The sequence below is a fragment of the Paractinoplanes toevensis genome, assembly GCF_018332695.1.
Classification (GTDB): Bacteria; Actinomycetota; Actinomycetes; order Mycobacteriales; family Micromonosporaceae; genus Actinoplanes; species Actinoplanes toevensis.
Genome location: NZ_BOQN01000081.1, coordinates 14,819 through 38,518, shown reverse-complemented (window position 1 = coordinate 38,518; position 23,700 = coordinate 14,819). Strand labels below are relative to the sequence as shown.

The following is a 23,700-nucleotide window of genomic DNA, read 5'->3' as shown; positions in this document are numbered from 1 at the left end:
GTTCACGCGGGATCGTCGGGGACCAGACGACTGGTGTATCCCGCCCGCACCAGACGACCGAACGCCGCCTGCACCGCAGACGGAACCTCCTGCGCTATGGCGAACCCCAGCTTGGCGTACACCGTGATCCGCTGAGTGTCACCCACCAGCATGTCGATCACGCGACGCGCGTCACCGATGCTCACGACGTACTCGTCCAAGCCGAGAGGCAGGGAGGCGCACAGCACCTCTACCTCCGGCCACACCTTCTTACACGTCGCAAAAGCGCGGCGCTGCTGATAAGGACGCGACATCAACACCAGGGACTGCACCCGGACGTCATTCTTCGCCAACAACTCCCGCGTGAACGTGATGTTCTCCGCGGTGTTCCTCGCGGTCGGCTCTACCAGAATCGCGGTCGAGGGCACGCCGTTCTCCCGCGCGTACTCGGCGTAGTGCACCGCCTCGCCCCTCGGGAAACGCGCGACCGTTGTCGGGGCATTGGCCCCGGTGAAGACAACTCGGGGAAACACGCCCTCACGGAACAACCGCACCGCGATGACGGCAACCCCAAGATCGTGGCTACCCAATCCCACCCCGACGTCGCACGCATGCAGCTCGTGCTTCATGTCGTGGTAGCTCCAGAGCACTTCGACGTCGGCGCGCACCGCGTCCGGGATGGCCGCGATGGGCTGCTCCCGCCGGCCAGCGGCAGCAGGCTGACTCGCTGGCGACTCGGTGCCGGCCCGTTCGAATGTCATCGCTGGTCAACCCGGCCCAGCGCGGCGAGGCCGGCCTCGGCGACCTCCAGCGGCACAACAGCGGCGACCAGGTCACCCTGCTCCGCCAGATAGACAACCCGTCCGGCCTTCGCCCCCGCGATCAACTCGGTCATCACATATGAGGCGGGGAGACTATCCGGCGTGGCGTACACCATGCCTGCGCGCGGCTCTCTCATGGCGTAAGCCTAGAGCGTTATTGGCGTTGCGTGAGTTAGCCGCCCGGTACCGTCGTTGTCAGCCAGGGCATGGCCGGCTCGTTGGCTGATGAGGACACGTCGACCGTGGGCAATTAGCAAACTCATCCTGCCGCCAGGCGGCCCACGCCCGCTTAGAACAACTGCCCGACAAGGCAAAACGATCATGCGCTGCCCGTCATCGCGCAACTCTGTGTACATGCTCGGACCACGGGCGCGCCTCCGACCCTGCCGGCCATCCTCTCGTCCGGAGTCGGCCTGCTGCTGTCGCGGTTCGTCGACGTGTGTCACATGTGGCCAGCAGCCGACCACGTGACCGGCGGCGCTCCTGCCGGATGGTCACGATCCTGGGGTCGCGCCGTGACGGTGTCATCGACAAGAGCTTGCGGAGCCCGGGAGCCTGGTCGGCGATCGGTGGCGGGATTCGTATTCGCCTAGACTCCGCAGGGTGATCTTGCGAAAGGCCGGCGCGGCGGATATTGCGGTGGTCGCGGAGTTGCAAGAGTTCGAATCCGGACAACCTCACGGCGTATGCCGAGTGGGTCGACGCCCACCAGGAGACACACCCGCGTTCGTCGCGGAAGTTGACGGGCATGTGGCCGGTGCCGCATGGCTGCTCGTCGCGGAGCGGGTGCCCCGCAACGGCTCGCTGGACCGGCGCTACGGCGATGTCCAGTCGGTCATGGTCCACGAGGAAAATCGTGCTCAGAGCATCGGCGCCGCACTGATGGCCGCGATCCTGTCCGAGGCCCGCACCCGGGACCTGTCGCACGTGACCGTCCACTCCGGCCGCCGCGCGGTCGACTTCTACCTGCGTACCGGCTTCAGCCATCACCGTGAGCCCCTGCTCTGGGACCCGGCCGCTCTATGACCTGCGATCGTTTATCCAGCCATCGGGCACACGCCAGGTGGACCAGTCCTCGGACAGTGGCCCCTTGCCCGCTTCGGCGAATGCAGAGGATCATCGGGCATGCCGGGGGCGCTGAGCATGCCTTGACCGATTAACCAGCAATCAAGCCCGGTCGCCGGTCGCCGGCCGCCGAGCCATCGGAGCCTGCCCGGTTAGACTCAGCCCATGATCCGTGGCCTGGCGTTCGACGTGGGTGAGTGTCTGGTCAACGAGACCCGAGAGTACGGGACCTGGGCCGACTGGCTCGGCGTACCACGCCACACCTTTTCCGCGATGTTCGGCGCTGTCATCGCCCAAGGCCGCGACTATCGCGAGACCTTCCAGGCATTCCAGCCCGGCTTCGACCTAACGGAGGAGAGGGATAAGCGCGCCGCAGCGGGAAAGCCGGAGTGGTTCGGCGAGGACGATCTTTACCCCGACGTCCGGTCGGCCTTAAGTGCGCTGCGTGCTGCCGGTTTCTGGGTCGGCATCGCGGGCAACCAGACCGCTCGCGCCGGCGGCCTTCTGCGATCGCTCGACCTGCCGGCTGATCTGATCGCAACCTCGGACGACTGGGGCGTGTCGAAACCGGACCTGGGATTCTTCGAGGCGTTAGCCAAGGAGATGCCCACGATGCCGGAGGAGACGGTCTATGTCGGTGATCGGCTGGACAACGACATCCGTCCAGCGGCTCTCGCGGGCTTCAAGACGGCGCTGATCCGGCGCGGGCCGTGGGCGACCATTCAGCGTGATGATGCGGATGCCGAGCGGGTGCCGACTCTTCGGATCGACTCCCTGGCGGACCTGCCTGATCGGATAGCAGCGCTCAACGCTGCAGAGCGCTGAGCGTGGTGCGCCAACTGTAGAGCCGGTCGTCGACCTCGCGGACGGAGTCCGTGTCCGCCCAGGGCTGCAGTGTGTGCCGGACCTCGCGAATGCGTTCCATGCCGGTGGCGTACCAGGTGGTGGCGAGTTGATCGAGGGCCTCGTGGAGACGGAGGCAGGCATCCTCAGGCTTGTCCTGTGCGACCTCCACTGCTGCGAGATCCGCCATGATGACGGTGCGCTGCTTGCCCTCGCCGTCGAGCATGCCGGCCAGCGCGGAGATGAGCGTGTCGCGGGCTTGGGCGTATCGACCGGCGCGTAACTGCGTGTTGCCCTTGAAGGCGGCAAGCCGGGCTGGGGAGAACCAGGTAAACCACTCCGGTACGTGGTGATCGGAACTGGCGGCGAGGATCTCTTCGGCGTGTGAGATGGCGCGTAGTGCGTCGCTGGGGCGTCCGCAAATGGTGTCGCATTCGGCTTCGACGGCTTCGATCCAGGCGAGGAAGTCAGCGGAGGCGTTGCCCCGGCGCGCGTAGGTGCGAGCGGCTCGGAGGCGCTCGGCTGCTTCGGTCCGACGCTGGGCCCAGCCCGGGATGAATGCGGCGTGGGAGAGGATCGCAGCCCCGAGCAGCGCGTCGTCGGCTTCGCCTGCGGCCTGGAGTGCGCGGGCGAAGGAGGCGTCGGCCTCCTCAGGTTTGCGGAGGTCGAAGAATTCGATGCGGCCCGCGAGCAGGAGTGACTCGGCGAGCGCAGAGGCGAGCAGTCGGCGAGCAACGCCGTTCGTCTCGGTGAGTAGGTGGAGGCCAAGCCGGGTGTGCTCGACAACGGTGGGGTGTAGTTGAGCTGGCTTCACGCTCCAGTAGAGGCGTCGGTGGGCGACCGTGATGGTGGTGAAGTCCGCGCCGATCGTGGGCGGTTGCACGGAGGCCGTGGCCTGCGGCAGAAGCATTCCCGTCGACGGCATGGCATGGATTGGCCGTGAACCGTCCGTAGCCGGCGCGCCTTGGGCCCCTTCCCAAGGCGGAGTGAATCCCAGCTCCTCGATCGGCATTTTAAGTACCTCGGTGAGCAGGCGCTGGTGGCCGGACCGCGGCCAGGGCGGAGTGGGCGACTCCCAGCGGCGGATCTGGCGGACGCTGACCTCGATCTGCCCTAGTCCGATGCGAGGCGCGGCGCGTGTCATCGCGTCGGCAAGAGCTGCTTGCGATGCGTAACCCGCGTGTTGACGGGCGGCCTTCAGGCGTTGATTTCCGGGCGGTCGAGGGGCCACGGCACACCTCCAAGCGTGGTGATCGTTCCGCGAGCGTAGAACATGCAGGACCTAACTAGGACTCCTGGACGATTTGCGACGCCTCCCTGACAGAAAAGTCCTCCTACTGTCCTCATATGGGCCTTCTCGTGTGCCGTTAATTCGGACATCGTAGGCGTAGGGGTGATCAAGGTGCCGGTCTGGTACACGGAAGACAGATCACTTGGGTCGCGCTGCCTAGCCGGGACGACGTGTTTGCGGGGTTCTGGAGGGGGTGCCACGGTGTCTGCCCAGGTGATGGCGGAGGAATCGAAGTTGCGCAGCGACACCGTGCACTTCGCCCACATGTATGGCTACTCGCTGGGTGACAAAGACAACTTCGCCACCGATGGGCTCCTCACCGAGACGCCATCGCCGATGCTCCTCGGCCCAGCCGCGCCCTCTGCTAATAAGGACGCGGCATCAAGACGAGCTATTGCATCATTCGCGAAGTCTAAGACTAGGCAACTCACCTCGAATGGCGTTTGTACCGATCTTCGTGACTATCCGACAAACCGCTTGACTCGAATCGATCGATGGGCGAGATGCTTTGAACGTGGACCCGCATAGGCCGCCAGAGCCAAGTCCCGGTTGGTGGCATGAAAGTCCGATGGCTGAGGCCGTCGCATGTCGGGATGTCGGCAACATATTCAGATTGCTGAACAAGCGTCACCACATGACGCAGCATCGCATCGCCGAGTTGGCCGGCCTCGCCGATTCTGAGATATTCTCGATCACGCGAGGACGGCAGGTCATGGCATACGACGTTCTCGTCAGAATCGCAGAAGGACTCGGAATACCGCGCGGTCTCATGGGTCTCGCCTACGACGACGAGAAGGCGCTGAACCCGGTTCCGGCATCGCCGTTACCGTCGCTGGAAGATTCGGCCAGCAGTCAGCGGTTCGTTGCCACGTTGGCCGGATTCGCCGTCGGGGGAGCGCCCGTGATCGACGAGTGGCTTCCAATCGTCGAAGAATGGCCCGGCCAGATACCTAATGTCGTCACTCCTGCAATTGTGGCCACCGTTCGCGACATCACGGATCGACATCGAAGGATGGACTCACAATACGGCGGTGGGTCATGCCGCGACTCGACACTTGGGTACCTCGGCTGGGCTCAATGCCTCCTCCGAAGCCGCTGCCCGAGCGACGCCCTGTTGGCCGAACTTCGGCGCGCGCTGGCCGACCTACACAACCTGGTCGGCTGGATGAGCCACGACCTTGGGGAGCAAAACTCGGCACGACGGCATCTGGCTCAAGGGCTTGCTCTCGCAACCACGGCCGGTGACCACACGCTAATGGCCGACTCCTACTACCGGCTCGGGCGCGTGAGCATTCATCGCGACAACCCAGTCGAGGCGCTTCATCTCTTTCAGCTTGGCCAGATCGTAGCCGCCAACTCAGGCTGCCTAACCTCCGTGGCGATCTTGCACGCCAACATCGGCTGGGCCTACGCGAAGATCGGTAACGCCACGGCGGTCAGGGACTCGCTGTCACGAGCTGCCGACGAACTGAGCCGCGCCGATGTCGCGGCAGCTCCTGAGTGGACCCGCTTCTTCCTCGGTGCCGACCTCGACGGTATGTCTGGGGTCGTTTACGCAGCTCTCGCACAGCATGAGGAGTACCGCCAGGAGCATGCTGAGCTGGCTACCGAGCGTGCGATCGCTGCACTCTCGCGGAGAGGTCCCCTCTGCAGAAGCAGCGCGTTCGACCACGTCACCGCTGCAATGGGATTTGCACTTCTCCGCCAACGCAGGGCGGCCGTCCCACACGTGGCCGCGGCGCTTGAGGCTGCTAACGCGAAGGTTCATTCGCGACGGCTAGTGGATCGTTTGAACGACGTGGCCGACGTGGCCGACGTAGCGGACGGGCAAGGAAAAGATGACGAGTTAGGTGAACTGGTCCACGAGATCAGGATCTTGGCCAATGCGTGACCTAGCATCAATGTGTGTCGACCACCCTGACGGCCGAGGCCGCCGCTGAACTGGCTCGCGGTCTCGCGGCAGTTCGCCAGCGTGCGGGACTTACCGCTGGAGACGCGCGCCTGATGCGATTCACCATCAATGCCGTCTATCACCTCGACTCTCGGGTGATTCGGCTCGCCCGCGGCGAGGTGGCCCAGCAGCGGGCCGAGAAGGTCGTCGCCGGCATGGGTCTGCTGAGCCGGCATGATGTGCCAGCCGTGGAATTAGTCGATGACATCGCTCAGCCTGTTGCCGTGAACGACTGGGTCGCGACGGTGTGGCATTACCTGCCGCACTCGACGGTCAGGCCCGAGCCAGTCGAGTTGGCAGCGCCGCTGTTTCGGCTCCACTCCATCGCGGAGAAGCCGGGATTTCTGCCGGCATGGACTCCGATCGAAACTGCGCGGCGACGCTTGGAGTCCGTATGCAAGCTTTCCGGCGAAGGCATGGTATTCACAAAGAATTGGTCGAGGACGCGGGTCGGAGTGCCGCTTGACGAACTGCTTGAAACTCTGAGAAGTCGCTGCGACGATCTTGAGGGCCGGGTCAATGAAACGATCTGGGAACTCCGGCCGGGCGTAATCCACGGCGACGCGCATGTGGGGAATCTCCTCGCCGGAAGGTTGTGCGACTTCGACTCGCTTGCGCTCGGGCCCAGGGAATGGGACCTGGTGCCGTTGGCACACAGCGTGGTCAGATTCGGTGATCCGGTCAAGCCATATGAAAACTTTGCGGCCGCCTATGGTTTCGACTTGAGCAGTTCGGCTTTATGGCCTCTGCTTCGCGATGTTCGCGAGCTGCAACTGGTAACAAGCGTCCTGGATAGATTGTTCGGCCGACCCGAGGTGGCCGACACGCTCAGCCACAGGCTCCGCACTTATCTAGCGGGTGATCAACATGCCGTCTGGCGTAGATATAGGTAGCCGCAGCCGACCGAAGGCAGAGAGCGATGTGCACGCACTTCACGTTACGTCCCAAAACCTCTCCTGTCTTCCGTCTTTCCACCAGGCACTGAACACGGGATGATACCGGCACCTTGATCGGAAGCCAGTCGGCGGGTTATTGGTGGCCATTCGAGTCCGGCCTTGGTGCGCGATGGTCTGTCTCAAGTGGCGAGTTCGGCGCCTTTCATTCGGCGAGGCGTCGTTGTCCTAGGCCTTGAGTTTCGCGCACTCCTCGTCCGCCCCGACCCCGGAGGGCGGGTAACGCCGACACGGGCAGAGACGCGGGGGTTCGGCGCCAGCGCCGCCCCCCAATCCTGTTCTCCACGGCGACTGTGGTCGGCCGTCGGGACGGACGCCGGTACGTCAACGTCGATGAACTCGGCCCGCGGGTGGAAGCGAAACAACCGTCGAAGGCGCCCGATTAAAGTGCCGAACTTGCACAGCGCAACGACCTGGTTGTGTCCGCTGCGGAATGGATAGTCATTCGTCCAACGATGACGCCCTCCGTGTCCGTATCGCTAGACGCAGTGCCGACCCTTGGTTTGCGACCGCGAGGAGACATCTGTTGCCCTCGCTAGACGGACTAGTGCCGAGAAGTCACTTGCCCTATTCAGCGAAGTGAACCAGTTTATCGAGTTCACCGACGTAGATATTCCTGGCACCGTCGAGTCGCAACGCGATCATCGTTGGTTTGCCCGACGGGGTCGCAATGTTGCAGGGCGTAAAAGGTTCCCTCTCGACACTATTGCGCTAGCGGAGCGTGCCCCGGGCGGAGGTGACGAACTTGCTGACAGAGGCGATTACCGCTTTGACATACGTCGAGGCCAGTTTGGTCGCGTCAACGTCGGGCGGCTACAGCGTGCACCACCAGGGCGTCTACGTCGGCTACATCCATATCCGCTGTGATGGACAGTGGGGTGCCTACGTGCGGCGAGTGGGTAAAAAGGCCGACCATCTCGGCACATTCGGTCAGGAGCAGGCCGTGCTCTGCATCCTCGGCGCCTTCTGCGACAGCCCTGCCAGGACGGTGGCGTGATGTCCGAGAAACGCGAATATCCGCCGGCGCCGATCGTGCATCACCCGCGCTGCACGCATGTACGGGATCGGCAGTTCCCGCTGGCGGCCACGCTTGACATCGCCCTTGAGCATCCGAACGGGCGGCGGCACGACGGCTTCCAGCCCCACCAGCACTCGGTGGGTGTCGTCGAGCAAGTGCAGTATCTGCCGCACGAGTACGCGGAGTCCGACCAGACCTTCCCGGACGCGGTGCGCCCGATGTGCCTGCACTGTGGCGGCACGCACGGGGTACTCGATGCTCTGGTGCTGCCCCCGGGTGCCCGCGTCGTGGATCCGCCGTAGCGGGAATGGCTCCGGTGGGGCTGCCGTCCTGCACCCGGCCGCCGGGCCACGCCCCTGGATCCGGCTCGGCACCGGCGGCCCCACCGGCACACCTCAGGCTAGGCCCGCTAGGCACCTCCTTCATCTGACTTCCGACACTCCGAGGAATCCACGATGACCTGCGCAGTCAGTCATATGTCCACATTGGACGCACGTGTCGCTTGCACGTCCGCGAGTGCAAGGCACGGATCGGCAGACGCGCGCATAACGGCCGCGGACACACCGACCCCCGTTTCCTGGCGTTTCGCCTGCCGGACCCCGCGTTCGACCTGCCCGTCAGAACCACATCCTTCGAGGGGAGTTACTGCGATGCGCCACTTCCTCGGTCTGCTGGCCGGCCTGCGTGATCGCGGCGTGCCAACAGCGCCGGCGGCCCGTCTTGCGCCTGCGGCTGCGTCGATGGTTGCGGTGTGGGCGGTGCGGTGGGATTGGCCGGACGGCGTACACGAGTTCATTGGTCCTGCAGTCGATCTGCCGGCCGCGGCCGGGCTGTTGTCTCGCCAAGTCAAGAAGTGGCGGCGATTCCCGTACCGGCCGGACCAGTCGATGGTGCAGCTCAGCCTGAGCGACTTCTGGCTGCACGCCAGGCATCGGCCGGACTGTAAGGCACCGGACTGCCCGGTCGTCGATGTGGTGGTGTCGGCGTGAGCGATGTGACGTTGCCGCGGTACACGATGCGAACCGGGGCACTCTTCACGAACGCGGTGGCGGCCAGTTCGCCGTTCGCGGTCCTTACCGGCGGCATCACGGTGATGCTCGGAGTCCTCGGGGTGGGCGGAACGCCGTTGGCGTTCCTGCTGGTGATGTTCCTGCTGCGTCTGATGATCACGCCGTACACGGCGGTCGGCCGGCACGTGAAGCACGCCGCCCCGTTCTATGCCCAACTCACCCGCGGCCTGGGGCCGACGGCAGGGTTGGTCGGGGCGGGCTGGGTCCTGGTCGGCTACAACGCGTTGCAGATCAGCCTGTACGGGTTGATCGGCAACGTCGCGGTCGGGCTGCTCGGCGGGTTCTGGTGGTGGTGGGCGGCGGTGGCGTGGCTGCTGGTCCTCGCGCTCGGCCACTATTCCGGCGAGCGGGTGGCGAAGGTACTCAGCGTGCTGCTGGCGTTGGAGATCACCGTGCTCGGCCTATTCACCATCGCGGGTTTCGCACGTCCGGCCGGCGGGGTGATCAGCATGGCGGTGTGGTCGCCGTCGCGGCTGCTGGTGCCGGGCGCGGTCGCCGGGGCACTGGTATTCGCCTTCGCGTGTTTCTCCGGCATCGACTCCGTCCTGTCCTACGGGGAAGAGGCGGTCGGCGACCGGCCGATGTCCCGGGACCGGCCGATGTCCCGGGCATCGGGTGCGGCGGTGTGGGCGTGCGGTGTCGGGTACGCGCTGGTGGCCTGGGCGTACATCTCGTGGATCGGCCTGGACCATCTCGATCTGGCCACCAAGGACGCGGGTCAGCCGCTGGCGCTGCTGGATGGCATGTTCGGGCCGGAGATCGCGGCCCTGGCAACGGGCTTGCTGCTCACCAGCATCCTCGCGGCGATGACCGCGTTCCACAACGCGGTCGCCCGGTACGTGTGCGCGATGGCCCGTGAGAACGTCCTGCCGGCGAGCTGGCGGCTGGTCAGCCGTGGCATCGAGGGTGGCGCCCCGCTGGGCGGGTCGATGGTGCAGGCTGCCCTCGCGGTGGTGGTGGTCGCCGGGTTCCTGATCGGCGGAGCCGCGCCGATGACGATGTTCACCTGGCTGTCCAGCATCGGCGCGGTGTGCATGGTGCTGCTGCTGACCGCGGCGTGCTGGTCCGCGCGGAGTTTCTTCGAGGCCGGGCGGGGCGGGGCCGAGCCGGCCCGGATCCGGCAGATCGCGCCGTTCGCGGGCGGCATCGCCGGCCTGCTGGTGCTGCTGTTCATGCTCGGCAACCTCGGCAAGCTGCTGGGCACCGACGAGGGCTCGCGGTTGCCGTGGCTGATCCCCGGTCTGCTCGTGCTGGCCGCGCTGATCGCGGTCGCCGCAGGCGCATGGCTGCGCCACGCCCGGGCCGATGTCTATGCCGGCATCAGCTACGGCGTGCCGAATCCGGTGACGACGCCCCACGATGCACGGCTGGGGGCGATCGACGTATGAGACCACAACCCGGCACCGGTTACGGCTCGCGTCGCGCAACGTCGCCGGCAGCCACAGCTGAGGGGTACTTCCCCAGCGGCGGTGACAACGACGCGACCTCCGACTGGTGGAAGGCCAGGGCTGACGCCGCGCAGGACGAGTACCACCGCAGCCTGCACTGGAACGCGTTCTTCCGGCTGCACGCGTTCAGCCTCAAACATGCGTACGCCGCGTGGGAGAACCGGTATCGGATGCCACTCGCCCCGTACGCCCTCGCCTTCCTGTACGTACACACCCAACCGGGAACGACAGAGCGAGTGGTTCCGGTGGTCACGGCGGCCACCCGGCTCTGGCACGCCGCACCGGAATCCGAGCATCCGATCCCGCTGATCACCACGTTCACCAACACGATCCGCGACGTCCTCAGCCCACCGCCATCCGACGCCGCCGGTCACAACCCGGCAGGCGCCGACGAGGACAAGATCTGGGACCCGCGCACCGAGCTGGCCATCCGCCGCGACGAGATGCCCGCCGATGCGGCCTACTTCGGCCTCGGCTTCTCCACCCTGGACACCGCGGCCGCCAGCTTCGCCGACTTCTGCCACAGCGCGCGCACCGGACACCCCGCCGACAGCGACAAGATCGGTATTCCCGGTGACTTCTGCTTCGTGGCGAACCCGAGCGCGGACATCAACAACGCGGATCACCGTGTGTTCTCCGCGCAGCGGCTGGCGTCGCGTGACCACGACACCGTGACGATCCACTCGTACGGGGCGTTCAGCGGACCACAGATCCTGACGCCCTACCCGTACTCACCGGTCGGGCTCGAGGACCTGTATCAGCGCTCTCCGCACGCGCGCGTGCTGCAGGCGATGTGGCGCCTCGACCAGGCACTGCGCGCCGCCGACATCACCGCCGCCAACCGGCGTGCGCAGTCGGCCACCCCGCAGAACCAGCGGGCCGGGTCCGCGGATCGGCCGGGACGCCCCACCGGGCGCAGGGGGCAGCGATGATACTGACGGCGACGCCCCTGTCCGGGTTCGACGGCCTGTTCGATCCGGCCGCCGCGGCCGCAATGCCGCGGCATGTGCACGCGGCGCTGCTCGGCTCGGCACTGGCCGCCGATCAGCGGCTGCACCTAGCCTTCCCCGGCGCCACCGACCTGGTCTATCCCGACCTCGCCGCGATCCTGACCCACCAGCAACTCGTCAACGTCGGGGACCCGTTCGAGGCCGGGCACGGCCGTAACAACACCAAGTCGTATGAAATCGCGATCATCAGGCAGCTCGGCGCCCTGGCCGGCGGCGATCGCGGGCAGGTGTGGGGCTACGTCACCACCGGCTCGTCCGAAGGCACCCTGCACGCCGTGGACGACGCGGTCCGCGCCTACCCAGACGCGGTGATCTTCGCCTCGACCGCAGCGCACTACTCGGTGGCCAAAGCCGCCAACATGGTCCGGGCGCCGCTGGTGCTGGTCCGCGCCGACATCCAGGGCCGGATGATGCTCGACGACCTACGCCAGCGGCTGACCGAGTTCCAAGACCGGCCGATCTGCATCGTCGCCACGGCCGGCACCACAGAACACGAAGCCGTCGACGACATCGCCGGGATCGCCACCCTCTGCCAAGACCTCGGGATCACCCGGCTACGGCTGCACGTCGACGCCGCGCTGGCCTTCCTTCCCCTGCTGTTGCTGCCCGAGCATGACCGGCCCGATATCGGGTTCCGTGCCGGCGCCACCAGCATCGTCGTCAGCGGCCACAAATTCTTGTCGACGCTGATGCCCTGCGCCGTGCTCATCTACCCCCAACGCCCGGCATCACACCCCGCCGACCCGGTGTCCTACATCGGCGCCAGCGACACCACCATCACCGGCTCCCGGTCCGGGCACACCCCGCTGCTGCTGCACTGGGCGCTCACCAGCTTCAGCCTCCAACAGCACCAGGCCCGCGCGACCGCCGCCCGCGAGCTGGCCGCCTACACCCACGACCGGCTCGCCCGGATGAGCTGGCCCCACCAGTGGAAACATCCCGGGTTCACCATCCGGCTCGCCCAACCCACCCAGCCGCTGCCCCGGCCCTGGGTCCTCGGCGGCGACCACACCACCGGCCGGATCATCACCATGCCCGGCATCGAACAAGCCCAGATCGACGAGTTCACCACCGACCTCGCCGCTGCCCACGGCCGCCGTATCCCCCGCCAGCGCCGCACACCGAGGGCCGCCTCATGACCGCGGGCACGCCACCGGCGACCGCCGGTCTCACCAGTCTTTGCCCTGTCCGGCCGCTGGTTCCCCCCGATATAGCGCGGCCGGCCCGGTCGGGGCAGGCAGCACACCCGCTGCCCGCCCCGACCGGCTCCCCCCACCGGCGCGATGGCGAGCGGCGGCACGCTCGGCGGTCCGCCCGCCGTGATGTGGGACGGCTTCGGCATGGGGCTGTCCCGCTGGCCGGGTGCGTCATTGTTCTGAGGGGGGCGATGACCACCCGGCCACCCACGCCCGGGCGCCGCCACCATCGGCGCGCAGCGCCGGTCCGAGGCCACGGAGGCGTGCGGTGACCGGGCCGCAGCGGACCGGACCGACCGGACCCGCCGCTGACCCCCACGCGTCATCGTTGGGCGACATCGCCGCGACTCTGGCCGGCCACGATCCGATCACCGCAGCCCCGGACTACGACCTGATCGCCGCAGCCCTGACGTGGCTGCGCGGAGGGACGGGTGATCCGGAGGAACGGCTGCTCTGGGGACGCTGGGCGTACCGCAGCGCGGAAACCCTCACCGGACGGCTGCATCCGCTGTGGCGGACGGTCGCCACCGTCTACCGGCGGGTCCTGGCCGAGCAAGGGCTGAGCACCGACGTGGTCCGCGTCTGCGAACAACGCGTGGACGTCGCCCGCGAGCTCGGCGACCCGGCCGACCTCCTGATCCACCAATGCAGTCTCGCCGCGGCCTTACACACCGACGGATCCTGCGACCTCGCCGACCAACAGTCCCGGAACATATTTGCTGCATGGGCAGCCGAGTCCCGCGCCAGCACCATCCGGGCGGATCAGATCGTCGTGCTGACCTCGGCGGTGATCGCCGCCGGCTGCGGACAGACCAGCCGAGCAGTTCGGCTGCTGTGCACCTACCCGGACGTGCTGGCCGGGCTGGACGACGACGCACGCCGGACCGCAGCCCGCTGGCTGGCGCTGACCGAAACCACCCACCCCGCCCGCTGCCTGCACCAACCACCCCCACCCCTGGCTGATCAGGCCAACCGGGAACAGGTCTGGGCCGGCCTGCTCGACCCCGCCGGCAGCGCCCCTGCCCGCTCGTCGCGGGATCGGCCCGAACACGGCAGCGCAGGATCGGCTACGACGGAGGACCGCCGATGATCAGGTTGACCGGGCAATCTCCGACGCCGCCCAGCGACGTCTGGCAACTACCCCTTCCCCACGGCGGCACAAGCATCCCGGAACGGCTACGCGGCTCGCTGCTCGAGCTGCCGCGGCTCGCCGTGCGGGTCATCCACTCCAACAGCGTCGTCGACCCGGTACTGCGCAACGCGCTGCGCGCAGAACTGCATCTGCGCCTCGGCCAACGCACCACCGCACACGCGCACGCCCGCGCCGCCGTCGACGCGGCCCGCCAGGAACGACCCGTCGACGCCGACAGGCTGCTGCTGGCCGCGCAGATCGCCGCCGACATCGCCTGCACCACCACCGATCCGGGCGCCGAGGACGATGTGGTGCTGTTCGCCAGCCTCGCCCCGGCCTGTGGCGACCACCGGCGGGTTCTGCTGGCCGAGGCGATCACCGCCGTACACGCCTACCAGACGGGCGGCTGCACCCACGCCCTCGACCTGCTCGACGACACGATCACCAGCGCCCACCACCAGGCCGCGGCGACGTTCGCCGGGATGCTCCTCGCCGGCGCGTCCGCGATGAGCAGCCGCTGCCGCACGCCCTCCGAAGCCGTCCCCTTGCTGACCAGGGCGCTGCAGCCGTCACCCGGTGGCCTGCTGCACCCCGATCTCGACCACCCCGCGTACGGATACCTGCGCTCGCGGGTCACCGCCCGGCCAGGCAGACATACCTGCCGCCCTCCGCTACCCGACCACACCACGATGACCGCCCCTGGGGCAGGACAGGCCACGCCATGAACGAACTCGACACCAGCGTGGTCCACTCGGCCCGCCGGTACAACTACTGGCTCGGCGGCAAGGACAACTTCGCGGTCGACCGGGAATCCGGCGACGCGATCACGAAAATCTATCCGCAGATCATCCCGGATGTCCGAGGCAACCGGGAGTGGATGCATCGCGGCGTGCGGCATGTGGTCGCCGATCTGGGGATCACCCAGATCGTGGACATCGGTGTCGGTATACCGATGGAACCCAACGTCCATGAGGTCGCCCAGCGGCTCAACCCGGCGGCGCGAGTCGTGTACGTCGACAACGATCCGCTCGTTATGACCCACGCCCGCGCGCTGATGACCAGCACTGCGCAAGGCGCCACCGCCTACGTCGACGCGGACATGCGCGACACCGACCGCATCCTCGCCGCCGCCCGCGAAACACTCGACTTCACCCGGCCCGTCGCCGTGCTGCTCGTCGCCGTCCTGCACTTCATCGAGGACCTGGCCGAAGCGCAGCAGATCGTCGCCCGACTGGCTGCCGGACTGCCTGCCGGCAGCGTTGTCGCGATCTCGCACTTCACCCGCGACGGCATCGACGATCCGCTGATCGAGGCCTCGATCGACAACGCGGCGGGCAGCGCCGCGCACGGCCCGTTCGCGGCCCGCACCGTCGCCGAGGTCAACGAGCTACTGACCGTCGGCGGTCTGACCCTGCTCGAACCGGTCGTCGAGGTCAACCAATGGCGACCCGACGAACAGACCAAGAAGGAACAGGTCAACGTGCACGGCGGTCTCGCCCGCAAAACCAGCTGACCAGCTCTCCGTAACCAGCGACGCGGCACACCAATTCGCGACACCGGGGCCTAGCGGCCCTGACCCATAGCCGCCGCGCGTCCATAACGAGCCGGATATGAGGTGACTTTTCATGATTGAGGCTCTGGTGCCTGGCCACATCCTGTCCACCGCGAGGCGCGCGTCGCTGGCCACCGGCCTGCGGGAGACGACGAGACGCCCCGCGATGCCAGGCACTATCCGGCCACCGGCAACCGGTCGGCAGTCCGACCTGAGCGTCGCCACCACGACGGCTCGGCCGGCTCTCGACGCCGGAGGTTGGCCGCACCGCGAGCACACCGTCGCAACCGGCCAGGTCACCGGCGCGACGACTCGGTACGACGTCGCAGTGCCGGGCGGCGGAGCGGTGCCGCCCGGCGCTGCGGTGCTGGCGGTGGTACGGGCAGCCGCGGGTGGCGAGCCAGACGACGGGTTGCTGGTGTGCCGCGAGTGCGGGCGGCGACGTGCCAGCCTCCGCCAGCACGTTGCCCGGACACACGGCATGGACAGCCGCACCTACCGAACGCGGCACGGCCTCGCCCCGGACACCCCGATGGTCGGCGGTAAACGCCCGCGCTCGCAGTATGAGGCCGCGCTCAGTGAAGCCACCGCCGACCGCAACCGCGCCCGCGGCAACGCTGTCCGTGCCGCCCTCGACGCCCGCGCTCGAACCCGCGGCTACGCCGGCCTGGAAGACCTGGTCCGCCGCACCACGCACCTGACGATCAAACAGGTTGGTGCTTTGCTCGGGCAGACCGGTGACCAGGTAAAACACTGGCGCCGCACGTTCGGTGTCCACTCCACCGCCCGCGACGCCCGCCGCTGCCAGCTCTGCGAAACCACCCAACCCCAGCTGGCCGGGCATGTGCGCGACGCCCACGGCCTGTCCGTCGCCGACTACCACGATCGCCTGCAACAACGGCCAAGCCCGCAGCGACCGGCGGCCCCGGCGCCGACCTGCGACGAACCGGCCGAACGAGTGCTCACGGGCCGCCGGCCAGCCCCAACCGAACCCCGCCCCGCCGTAACGACCCGGAGAACACGATGACCGAAACCCCGCAGCCGCAGCAGCGGCCGCGCCGCTGGCGCCCCGCGCTCTACCTGGCGATCACCGTCGCGCTCGTACTGCTCGGGGCCGCGGTTGTAGCCCGGCTCAGCCTGACCGCGCGGCCTGCCGCCGCTGAGGACACCGTGTTCGGCCCGCCAACCGGCGCCGTGCCAGCCGGTCCCGGCGCCTGCGCACCGCCGAATCCGCTCACCCTGCACCACCTACGAGACCTCGCCGACTGGCCCGCTGCGGCACCCACCGCGCTGGCCGCCCCTACACAGCCAGCTCGGGACCAACTTCGGGACATCGCCGCGGGCATCACCACCGGGCTCTGCGACGGCCCCGGCCGGTACGCGTACGTACAGCTGCGGCAATGGGCGCTCGACAGCCACGCGAGTGGCGGCCGCACCGAGCTGACCCCAGCGGTAACGCAGTACGAGCATTGGCTGGCCGACAACGGCTCCGGCCGGTCGATCGCGGTCACCACCCGCACCCCGGCCACCGACAACCCGCCCAGCGACGACTCGTTTCCGCCCGGCACCAGCCCGGCCACCCCCGACCCAGCAGCCACCGACCCGACCCAGGCGACCACCTGCCTGGCCAGGAACACTGCGGCCGGCGGCCCTCGGGCAGCGCTGACCGCTCTCGCCGACCTCAACCAATGGCAGACACCCACCCCGCCCTCCCGCGCCGCCCTCCTACGCGCCTTGGCCGACACCAACGGCCTCACCTACCAAGGCACGGTCGTCGACCGCGCCGGCCGTACCGGCGTCGCGGTCTCCGCCACCAGCGACAACAGCGTCGAGCGGGAACTGCTGATCATCGACCCAGCCAGCGGTCATCTGCTCGCCCACGAGCAAGCCGCGCTCCGCGATCCCGGCGCCCTAGGCATCAGTAAGCCCGCCGTCGTCTCCTACACCCTGTTCGTCGCGCGCGGCCACACCGACACCGTGCAGCAGCGATGACGACCCCGGACGCCACGCGACCCCTTCTCCCGGACCAGATGGTCACCAAGACCTTCGGTGCGGCTGCGGGCCGCCATCGCCATCGCGTACTCCGCGCAAACCTCGCCGCCACTCCAGGCGCTGGCCGACTTGGCCGGTGCACCGTGATCACCTGTGCCCGTCCGAGGCGATCTGCGTCAGGACCGGCACCTTTGCGTTCTGCCATCCGACGGGGAGTCGACCGCACCAGCCGACCAGTCCGCTGGGTGGTCCTTCACGAAGGAACTCGCAAATGATCTTGAAGGTGGCGACGTTCAACTACCAGTCCGGCGGAAACCGGAGCGGCCACGGGTTCGACATGAAGGGCCTGCAGGAGGCCTTCGCCCTGCTCGACCGCGCGCCCGCCGTGGTGCTGTATTGCGAGGCCAAGGGCTATCGCGGCCAGGGGCAGAGGGGTTTGTTCGCGGCTGCTGAGGCGCTCAGCGACGTCCTGCGAGTGCCGTACATCGGGTTGCCCGGCACCCTGGACCGCGGGCCGATCCCACCCGCGATTTTCTATCGCGCCGATCTGCTGACCGTGCGTGGCTGGCCTTGTCCGTCCGACCCGGACGTCTTCGACGACCAGCGCAACGTTGCCCGGTTCGCGGTCACCGCTAGCAGCGTCATGCCGGATGTTCGCTTCGAGTTCCTGGCCTGGGTGGCGCACTTCGACCCACGATCCGGGCAGATTCGCCGCCAGGAGGCCGGGCTGCTCGACCGGTACGGCACCGACCCACTGCCAGTCATCGGCGGCGGCGACCTGAACTCAAGCGCCAGTGGAGACCACCTCCCGCAACGCGACTGGCACGCCGCGGACTGGCACGCAAAAACCCACAAAGGCCGATGGACCGACGACGGCACCCCCGAGGGCCGGTGGGTGCCCGACACCGACGCCGTCGACCACCTCATCGGCCGCTGGGACCCCGCCCGGCAGCGCCGGGTCGGCGGCAGCGGCTACCACGCTGTAGCCGAACTCGCCTGGCGCGAACATCCCGAACAGCAGCTGCTGCCGACCGTCAACCCGAAGCCCGGCGAAGGCGGCGGCCTGCTTATCGACTACCTGCTCGCCAACGAGGCTATGCGCCCGTACGTGATCCCGGCCAGCTACAAGGTCCACCTGCCCGAGGGTGACCGCTGGCCGTCCGACCACCGCCTCGTCACTGCCGACATCGACCTGCCTACCGTCGCATGACCACCCAACCCAAGCGCCGGAGACGTGCCGATCACGGCTGCGGCCAAAGGGCCGCCAAAGTGATCGCCGTCGGATGCGGCAACACCTCACCGGCCATGCGGTTGCACCGCCCCGGCCACCTTCTGCTCTGTTCCGCCAGGCGGCTGACTCAGCGGACCTGCCGGCCAACCGGTCGGCTGACTGCCTCTTCTCACCGGCCCCGCCAGATGCTGCCGAACCCGTCCGCACGACGGGTCCAGCCCGACCCAGCAGCCCTGCCGACGCCCAATATGGCCCCGCAGGCGGTTCGGTGAGCGGTGTCAACGGCCGGGACCGGTGGAAAGCGTCCGCCATGGCCGGCGCCAGCGTCATGCTGCTCGCCCGCGGCATCGCGCTGATCACGCGCGGTGCGGCAGTCGTCGACGAATACCTGCGCGGGTGGGGGAGCGCCGCCGACGCCGCGCCGTTTGCGGTCCTCGCCGGTAGCTCACTGCTGGGCCTGCCAGGCTATCTCGCCGCCGCAGCGGCGCTGGCCCGAATAGTCCGCGGCCACCACCCCGACCCGGACGATGCGGCGGGCCGTACGAACCGCGTGGCGTCGGCTCGCCTTCGCCGTGGCCGCAACTGCCACCACCACCGTGACCGGCCCAGGCCCGGACCCGACCGGCATCGCGCTGGACATGATCACGATCGTCGTAGCGATGATCGGAACGATCACCGCCACCTTGGCCCGCCGCAGGCACCGGCACCAGACGGGGCAAACCCGGGATCCGTGCAGTTGCACGGCCAGGACGACGCCAACAGCGACCGGCACGGCACGTTCCCGGCATCGGCGACGCGACGGTAGACGTGCGACTCACCATTACGGGCCGCTTGCTCACTCACGGCCGGTGGCCGGGGCCGGATCGTCGAGTACCGCCGCCCCGTCAACCGAGCACCTCGAACCCATCGACCACACTTTCCTGTGCGGAGTTGCCCGTGCGTTCTGCTCCATCACTGCTCGCGACCGATCCGAATGCCTTCTCCGATGATCTGTCCGTCCTCGCGGACGGACGGAGCACGTCATGAGTCCTGCTAAAGGGGCGTCGCTGTGGCCGCATCAGGTCGACGCGGTCGACGCGCTCGCGGCCGCGGTCCGTAGTGGCGGCCGCACGACCATGGTCGCCGCGTGCGGCACCGGCAAAACGCGTATCGGCGCTGCCACCGTCGGCCGGCTGCCGGGCTCCGGGCGCATCCTCGTGGTGCTGCCCACGATCGAGTTACTCCGGCAAACCCTGCCCGTCTACCTGGCCGCGGCAGCGGGCCCGGCCCTCACCGTGATCGCGATGTGCTGCGACGCGACGGTCACCCAGCAGCACGAGCTGCACGACGTCGCGGACCAGGTCGTCGTGTCGACCAGCGCACAGCTGCTCGCCGACGTGGCCGGCTCTCGCAAAAACGCCGCGGTGTTCTCCACCTACATGTCCTTGCCTGTTGTCGGCGAGGCCCACCGCCTCGGTCTGGCCGGCTGGGACGTGGCGGTCGTTGACGAGGCCCACCGCTCTGCCGGCCATGCCGGCGGCCCGTGGCAAATCGTGCACGACGACAAGCACATCCCGGCCGCCCGCCGGATCTACATGACCGCGACGCCGAAGATCTCCAAACGCAAGTCAGACGACCACGTCTCCATGGACGATCCCACCGTTTTCGGCAAAGTGTCCTACCGGTTGACGTTCGCCCAGGCGATCGAACTGGGGTTGCTGGCCGACTACCGGATCGTGGTCCCCGTCGTCACCAGCGACGAGGTCCACCGCCTCACCCACGACCGCAACGCGGCCGTCCAGGTCGGCGGCCGGCCGATGCCCGCCGCCGTCGTGGCGACCCAGATCGCCGTGCTCAAGACCATGGCCCAATTCGGGGCCCGCCGGGCGATCAGCTACCACCCACGGGTCGCCGACGCCCAAGCCTGGGCGGCGACACTCCCGGCCACCGCCCGGCTGATGCCCGATCGTGCACCCGAGGTATGGGCCGGGCACGTCTCCGGCAGCCAACCCGCCGCCACCCGGCAACAGGTGATCGGCCGGCTCGCCGAACCCGGCGACCACCTGGTCCTGGTCAGCAACGCCAAAGTCCTCACCGAAGGCATCGACGTACCAGCCGTCGACGCGGTCGTCTTCACCCACCCACGCGGCGAGATCGACGCGGTCCAGGCAGTCGGCCGAGCCCTGCGCACCGGCGGCAAAGCTGGCAAGGTCGCCACGATCGTGGTCCCGTTGATGCTCGCCGAAGGGCAAACCCCGCAAGACGCCCTGTCCGGCAGCAGCTGGGAACCCGTCTGGCAAGTCCTATCCGCGCTACGCGATCACGACGAGCGACTCGACACCGAACTCCGCGAACGCCGCCGCGCCCTGGCCGACAACAAGACCCCTGCCGTTGGCCGCGAGGCCGAGTTACCGACCTGGTTGACGGTGACCGGGGTCAATGTCGACGCAGACTTCGCCGCCGCGATCACCGTGCAGGCCGTCCGGGCAACCACCAGCACCTGGGACGAATGCTACGGCGCCGCCCAGGCATTCCAACGCGAACACGGCCACCTGCGCATCCCCATCGACCACGTCACCGACACCGGCCTGGCACTCGGCTATTGGTGGCACCGGCAGAAGCAATACCTGCAAAACGCGCCGGACGGCGACGAGCGCTCCCAGGCGTTGCACAAACTCGGACTAAGCCATCAACGCCGTGACGAGGCGTGGATGACCAACTACAACATCCTCAAGGCCCTCTACGAACAGACCGGGCAGGTCCGCCCACCCGTGCGGTGACGGCCCTGGACCTGGCTCAAAACCCAGGTGCAGCAGCTGAAAGCCGACAAACAAAGCACCGAACGGATCGCGTTGCTCGCCGCGATCGGGATCAGCACCGAAAACCGCCGCGACGTCGATTGGCAACGAACCTACGAACAGCTCAAACAATTCCACGGCCAGTACGGCCACCTCCGCGTCCCCACCGACCTGCGCACGCCCACCGGCTCGCTGGCGACCACGTGGATCCGAGGGCAGATGGCTCTGCGCCGTGCCGGCCGCCTCGACGACGCCAAGATCGAAATGCTGGACGAGATCGGGTTCCGGTGGAACAGCCAGGAAGAAGACCGGCAATCCCAGTGGGAGACCCAGCTGCAGGAACTCGCCGCCTTCCAGAAGACTCACGGTCACATCAACGTGCCCCACGGCTCCCTGCGCTTCTGGTTCCGGCGCCAGGCCCAGCTCTTCGACGACGGCACCCTCAGCTCTGACCGGGCGAGGAAACTCGCCGAGATCGACCCGCTCTGGCACGACCTACACGCGGCGCTGACCAGCTACCGAACCCGCCGCAACCTCAGCCTCACCGACCCGTCATGGCACGACATCCGCGCGCTGCTGCCCGTCTCCGAGGACCCCGCCTGGGACGCCGCCGACCAACGCGCTGTCATCGACGCCGTCCTGTGGAAAGTCCGCACCCGCTGCGACTGGAACGACATCGACCTGCGCGATGTTACGTCCACCGCCGTGAGGCGCTGGTACGACCAATGGCGCAAGGCCGGCGTCTGGGACAAGATCGACGATGCAGCCAGGTTCCGCGGTGCTGGTCAGCCATGACATCACCGACCACGCAGCACCACACGCCCCACACCATCGACCGAAGAGACCCGACCACCAGCACCATCGTCGGTGGGATGCACGCGCCGACGGCTCCGGGGGAGGGCCGGCATGTTCGCACATCAGCCACAAATGACCTGCTTCTGCGCGGCGAAGGTAGAAACCTGGTCCATGGCGATGCGCTTGATGACTCGGTCATCGGGCCGGCCCATACCGGCGCGCTCAGAGGCGAGCGTGGTAAGCCGCAGGGGGTCGGCTTCGTGGCGTGCGCGGAGCCAAGTGATCAGGTCGCTACTCATTCGGCACATGCTGCCAGCCGAGGAAGATCGACTCGACCCCCGGCGAATCACACGGCGACCTTGGGCCGGTCACCTCGACGACCGGCATGGCTTCGACGCGAGTTCGGTACTCACGAAACTAAGCCACGCCGGGACTCGCGCGCCAGCATGTCGGTGCAATCCGCGAAGACTACTTCACCAAGACCGGTCCGGCCGGTTGCCTCGAGCTCGACGCACTCCTACTCGCCCAGGACATCACAGACGGACCCGGCAGGCTGATCGAATGCTCGCGCCCACCCGCCGACGTCTGCAAGGTGGGACCGAACCTCAAGCAAGTTGATCATGAAGAAGGCGCAATGCCCGGTGCCGGAACAGCCGTACATCGGGGCTTAGATTTTGGCTCTGGCGCTAACTCCATGAATGATCTTTGCGGGCCTGATCGAGCGCCGGTGGCCGCGAAGCTCGCGCAGGCCAGCCGCCTGCCGCGAGGGGTAGGCACACGCCTATTCGGCCGCCATCACGGAATTTGCGCCAGAGCCCCAGCTATTACGAACGAAACCACAGCCGCGTGCTTCCTCCGGGGGGTCCGCAGCAGGCCCGCCACCGTCGTCGGGCCGCCACGGATGTCATCCCCGTACTCCGCTCAATGCGCCGCGTTGTACGCATCCACAACACTGCTCGGGATCCGGCCGCGCTCCGACACGTCATGGCCGTTCTTGACAGCCCATTCGCGGATCGCCAGATTCTTCTCACGGTTGCTCGCAGAGCCACTCCCGCGCGCGCCACGAGGCAAGACCCCGCCGACACCCGAACGCCCGATCCGCGTACCTGCGCTGAGATACGGATCCAGCGCCTTGCGCAGCTTGCCGGCGTTCTTCTCGGACAGATCGATGATGTAGTTCACGCCATCCAGACCGAACTCCACTGTCCGATCGGCTTCGCCGCCATCCAGATCGTCCACCAGTTTGGTGATAACTTGCTTAGCCACGCCACTCCCATTCCCAGTAATTCCGTGTCAGAACAAGCTGACTCGATACTTGTTAACAAGAATAGCCGTAACGGATCTGAATTCCCAAAGATCGGCCCGGTTGTGATGCAACGCCTATCCGTCAATTGTCGTGAAGTGCTACAGGGCGACGTGCGCGGCCGAGTGATTCGGCAACCTCAGAGACGCTGAGCGCACAGAGGAGATTGGCGGCGCGTCACCACAATGGGCTCTGGCGCTCTTCAAAGTCCTGTTAAGGAGGGTCTCGCTAGCGCGGTCGACCCGTGCGTCGTCGACGCGAACAATTCGGTGG

24 protein-coding genes are annotated in these 23,700 nt (G+C 67.6%); 18 read left to right on the top strand and 6 right to left on the bottom strand.

Annotation, left to right across the window (positions count from 1 at the left end):
- Nucleotides 1-2: 2 nt before the first annotated feature.
- Together Ato02nite_RS30940 and Ato02nite_RS30935 are read right to left on the bottom strand one after the other, a co-directional pair.
- On the bottom strand, nucleotides 3-740 hold the full coding sequence (locus Ato02nite_RS30940; protein ID WP_213010199.1) for a YdcF family protein: 738 nt from the start codon (nucleotides 738-740) through the stop codon (nucleotides 3-5).
- A complete protein-coding gene (locus Ato02nite_RS30935) occupies nucleotides 737-937 on the bottom strand; it encodes a hypothetical protein (RefSeq protein WP_213010198.1) in 201 nt (66 codons plus the stop codon). The genes Ato02nite_RS30940 and Ato02nite_RS30935 overlap by 4 nt, the downstream gene beginning before the upstream one ends.
- Before the next feature lie 466 nt (nucleotides 938-1,403).
- Here Ato02nite_RS30935 and Ato02nite_RS30930 point away from each other — a divergent pair, with 466 nt between their 5' ends.
- Nucleotides 1,404-1,826 (top strand): GNAT family N-acetyltransferase, encoded by a 423-nt coding sequence (locus tag Ato02nite_RS30930; RefSeq protein WP_438873083.1) that lies wholly within the window; start codon nucleotides 1,404-1,406, stop codon nucleotides 1,824-1,826.
- 204 nt (nucleotides 1,827-2,030) lie between these two features.
- Nucleotides 2,031-2,690 carry an HAD family hydrolase gene (locus Ato02nite_RS30925; RefSeq protein WP_213010197.1) on the top strand — a complete coding sequence of 220 codons (660 nt, stop codon included), beginning with the start codon at nucleotides 2,031-2,033 and terminating at the stop codon, nucleotides 2,688-2,690.
- Here the strand turns inward: Ato02nite_RS30925 and Ato02nite_RS30920 are convergent.
- Complete coding sequence (locus Ato02nite_RS30920; RefSeq protein ID WP_498371288.1) at nucleotides 2,671-3,939, bottom strand: NsdA family TPR-like regulatory protein; 1,269 nt, start codon at nucleotides 3,937-3,939, stop codon at nucleotides 2,671-2,673. The genes Ato02nite_RS30925 and Ato02nite_RS30920 overlap by 20 nt on opposite strands.
- A 628-nt stretch (nucleotides 3,940-4,567) precedes the next feature.
- Here Ato02nite_RS30920 and Ato02nite_RS30915 point away from each other — a divergent pair.
- The 14 genes from Ato02nite_RS30915 to Ato02nite_RS30850 all read left to right on the top strand — a co-directional run bounded on the left by Ato02nite_RS30915 (nucleotide 4,568) and on the right by Ato02nite_RS30850 (nucleotide 18,531).
- Nucleotides 4,568-5,890, top strand: a complete 1,323-nt coding sequence (locus Ato02nite_RS30915) for a helix-turn-helix transcriptional regulator (protein WP_213010195.1) — start codon at nucleotides 4,568-4,570, stop codon at nucleotides 5,888-5,890.
- Nucleotides 5,891-5,904: 14 nt separating this feature from the next.
- Nucleotides 5,905-6,843 (top strand): aminoglycoside phosphotransferase family protein, encoded by a 939-nt coding sequence (locus Ato02nite_RS30910; RefSeq protein WP_213010194.1) that lies wholly within the window; start codon nucleotides 5,905-5,907, stop codon nucleotides 6,841-6,843.
- Between the two features lie 805 nt (nucleotides 6,844-7,648).
- Nucleotides 7,649-7,900, top strand: coding sequence for a hypothetical protein (locus Ato02nite_RS30905; protein WP_213010193.1), 252 nt, complete (start codon nucleotides 7,649-7,651; stop codon nucleotides 7,898-7,900).
- Complete coding sequence (locus tag Ato02nite_RS30900) at nucleotides 7,900-8,223, top strand: hypothetical protein (protein WP_213010192.1); 324 nt, start codon at nucleotides 7,900-7,902, stop codon at nucleotides 8,221-8,223. Before Ato02nite_RS30905 ends, Ato02nite_RS30900 begins: the two co-directional genes overlap by 1 nt.
- A gap of 348 nt (nucleotides 8,224-8,571) precedes the next feature.
- A complete protein-coding gene (locus tag Ato02nite_RS30895) occupies nucleotides 8,572-8,910 on the top strand; it encodes a hypothetical protein (RefSeq protein ID WP_213010191.1) in 339 nt (112 codons plus the stop codon).
- Nucleotides 8,907-10,379, top strand: coding sequence for an APC family permease (locus Ato02nite_RS30890; RefSeq protein WP_213010190.1), 1,473 nt, complete (start codon nucleotides 8,907-8,909; stop codon nucleotides 10,377-10,379). The genes Ato02nite_RS30895 and Ato02nite_RS30890 overlap by 4 nt, the downstream gene beginning before the upstream one ends.
- A complete protein-coding gene (locus tag Ato02nite_RS30885) occupies nucleotides 10,376-11,371 on the top strand; it encodes a hypothetical protein (protein ID WP_213010189.1) in 996 nt (331 codons plus the stop codon). The genes Ato02nite_RS30890 and Ato02nite_RS30885 overlap by 4 nt, the downstream gene beginning before the upstream one ends.
- The gene (locus Ato02nite_RS30880; RefSeq protein ID WP_213010188.1) at nucleotides 11,368-12,588 is read left to right on the top strand and encodes a pyridoxal-dependent decarboxylase; all 1,221 of its coding nucleotides are present in this window, start codon (nucleotides 11,368-11,370) and stop codon (nucleotides 12,586-12,588) included. Before Ato02nite_RS30885 ends, Ato02nite_RS30880 begins: the two co-directional genes overlap by 4 nt.
- A 385-nt stretch (nucleotides 12,589-12,973) precedes the next feature.
- Complete coding sequence (locus Ato02nite_RS30875) at nucleotides 12,974-13,735, top strand: hypothetical protein (protein ID WP_213010187.1); 762 nt, start codon at nucleotides 12,974-12,976, stop codon at nucleotides 13,733-13,735.
- Complete coding sequence (locus tag Ato02nite_RS30870) at nucleotides 13,732-14,502, top strand: hypothetical protein (protein ID WP_213010186.1); 771 nt, start codon at nucleotides 13,732-13,734, stop codon at nucleotides 14,500-14,502. The genes Ato02nite_RS30875 and Ato02nite_RS30870 overlap by 4 nt, the downstream gene beginning before the upstream one ends.
- Entirely contained in the window at nucleotides 14,499-15,290 is a 792-nt protein-coding gene (locus tag Ato02nite_RS30865) for an SAM-dependent methyltransferase (RefSeq protein WP_213010185.1), read from the top strand. The genes Ato02nite_RS30870 and Ato02nite_RS30865 overlap by 4 nt, the downstream gene beginning before the upstream one ends.
- A 112-nt stretch (nucleotides 15,291-15,402) precedes the next feature.
- Complete coding sequence (locus Ato02nite_RS30860; protein ID WP_213010184.1) at nucleotides 15,403-16,356, top strand: MucR family transcriptional regulator; 954 nt, start codon at nucleotides 15,403-15,405, stop codon at nucleotides 16,354-16,356.
- The gene (locus tag Ato02nite_RS30855) at nucleotides 16,353-17,321 is read left to right on the top strand and encodes a hypothetical protein (protein WP_213010183.1); all 969 of its coding nucleotides are present in this window, start codon (nucleotides 16,353-16,355) and stop codon (nucleotides 17,319-17,321) included. The genes Ato02nite_RS30860 and Ato02nite_RS30855 overlap by 4 nt, the downstream gene beginning before the upstream one ends.
- Before the next feature lie 271 nt (nucleotides 17,322-17,592).
- The gene (locus tag Ato02nite_RS30850) at nucleotides 17,593-18,531 is read left to right on the top strand and encodes an endonuclease/exonuclease/phosphatase family protein (RefSeq protein WP_213010182.1); all 939 of its coding nucleotides are present in this window, start codon (nucleotides 17,593-17,595) and stop codon (nucleotides 18,529-18,531) included.
- 466 nt (nucleotides 18,532-18,997) lie between these two features.
- On the opposite strand, the gene Ato02nite_RS30845 is transcribed toward Ato02nite_RS30850, so the two are convergent.
- Nucleotides 18,998-19,324: a hypothetical protein gene (locus tag Ato02nite_RS30845; protein WP_213010181.1), complete on the bottom strand. Its 327-nt coding sequence runs from the start codon at nucleotides 19,322-19,324 to the stop codon at nucleotides 18,998-19,000.
- A 250-nt stretch (nucleotides 19,325-19,574) separates the two neighbouring features.
- Here Ato02nite_RS30845 and Ato02nite_RS30840 point away from each other — a divergent pair, with 250 nt between their 5' ends.
- Both Ato02nite_RS30840 and Ato02nite_RS30835 read left to right on the top strand, forming a co-directional pair.
- Complete coding sequence (locus Ato02nite_RS30840) at nucleotides 19,575-21,311, top strand: DEAD/DEAH box helicase (protein WP_213010180.1); 1,737 nt, start codon at nucleotides 19,575-19,577, stop codon at nucleotides 21,309-21,311.
- Between the two features lie 72 nt (nucleotides 21,312-21,383).
- On the top strand, nucleotides 21,384-22,124 hold the full coding sequence (locus Ato02nite_RS30835; RefSeq protein WP_213010179.1) for a Helicase associated domain protein: 741 nt from the start codon (nucleotides 21,384-21,386) through the stop codon (nucleotides 22,122-22,124).
- 122 nt (nucleotides 22,125-22,246) lie between these two features.
- On the opposite strand, the gene Ato02nite_RS30830 is transcribed toward Ato02nite_RS30835, so the two are convergent.
- Together Ato02nite_RS30830 and Ato02nite_RS30825 are read right to left on the bottom strand one after the other, a co-directional pair.
- Complete coding sequence (locus Ato02nite_RS30830) at nucleotides 22,247-22,423, bottom strand: hypothetical protein (protein WP_213010178.1); 177 nt, start codon at nucleotides 22,421-22,423, stop codon at nucleotides 22,247-22,249.
- A 622-nt stretch (nucleotides 22,424-23,045) separates the two neighbouring features.
- A complete protein-coding gene (locus Ato02nite_RS30825; RefSeq protein WP_213010177.1) occupies nucleotides 23,046-23,390 on the bottom strand; it encodes a histone-like nucleoid-structuring protein Lsr2 in 345 nt (114 codons plus the stop codon).
- Between the last annotated feature and the right edge of the window lie 310 nt (nucleotides 23,391-23,700).

Coding starts and splice junctions, on each gene's coding strand:
- Ato02nite_RS30895 (WP_213010191.1), top strand. CDS start 8,572: ATGCGCCACTTCCTCGGTCTGCTGGCCGGCCTGCGTGATCGCGGCGTG.
- Ato02nite_RS30915 (WP_213010195.1), top strand. CDS start 4,568: ATGGCTGAGGCCGTCGCATGTCGGGATGTCGGCAACATATTCAGATTG.
- Ato02nite_RS30935 (WP_213010198.1), bottom strand. CDS start 937: ATGAGAGAGCCGCGCGCAGGCATGGTGTACGCCACGCCGGATAGTCTC.
- Ato02nite_RS30940 (WP_213010199.1), bottom strand. CDS start 740: ATGACATTCGAACGGGCCGGCACCGAGTCGCCAGCGAGTCAGCCTGCT.
- Ato02nite_RS30840 (WP_213010180.1), top strand. CDS start 19,575: ATGAGTCCTGCTAAAGGGGCGTCGCTGTGGCCGCATCAGGTCGACGCG.
- Ato02nite_RS30880 (WP_213010188.1), top strand. CDS start 11,368: ATGATACTGACGGCGACGCCCCTGTCCGGGTTCGACGGCCTGTTCGAT.
- Ato02nite_RS30870 (WP_213010186.1), top strand. CDS start 13,732: ATGATCAGGTTGACCGGGCAATCTCCGACGCCGCCCAGCGACGTCTGG.
- Ato02nite_RS30925 (WP_213010197.1), top strand. CDS start 2,031: ATGATCCGTGGCCTGGCGTTCGACGTGGGTGAGTGTCTGGTCAACGAG.
- Ato02nite_RS30830 (WP_213010178.1), bottom strand. CDS start 22,423: ATGAGTAGCGACCTGATCACTTGGCTCCGCGCACGCCACGAAGCCGAC.
- Ato02nite_RS30850 (WP_213010182.1), top strand. CDS start 17,593: ATGATCTTGAAGGTGGCGACGTTCAACTACCAGTCCGGCGGAAACCGG.
- Ato02nite_RS30885 (WP_213010189.1), top strand. CDS start 10,376: ATGAGACCACAACCCGGCACCGGTTACGGCTCGCGTCGCGCAACGTCG.
- Ato02nite_RS30900 (WP_213010192.1), top strand. CDS start 7,900: ATGTCCGAGAAACGCGAATATCCGCCGGCGCCGATCGTGCATCACCCG.
- Ato02nite_RS30860 (WP_213010184.1), top strand. CDS start 15,403: ATGATTGAGGCTCTGGTGCCTGGCCACATCCTGTCCACCGCGAGGCGC.
- Ato02nite_RS30865 (WP_213010185.1), top strand. CDS start 14,499: ATGAACGAACTCGACACCAGCGTGGTCCACTCGGCCCGCCGGTACAAC.
- Ato02nite_RS30855 (WP_213010183.1), top strand. CDS start 16,353: ATGACCGAAACCCCGCAGCCGCAGCAGCGGCCGCGCCGCTGGCGCCCC.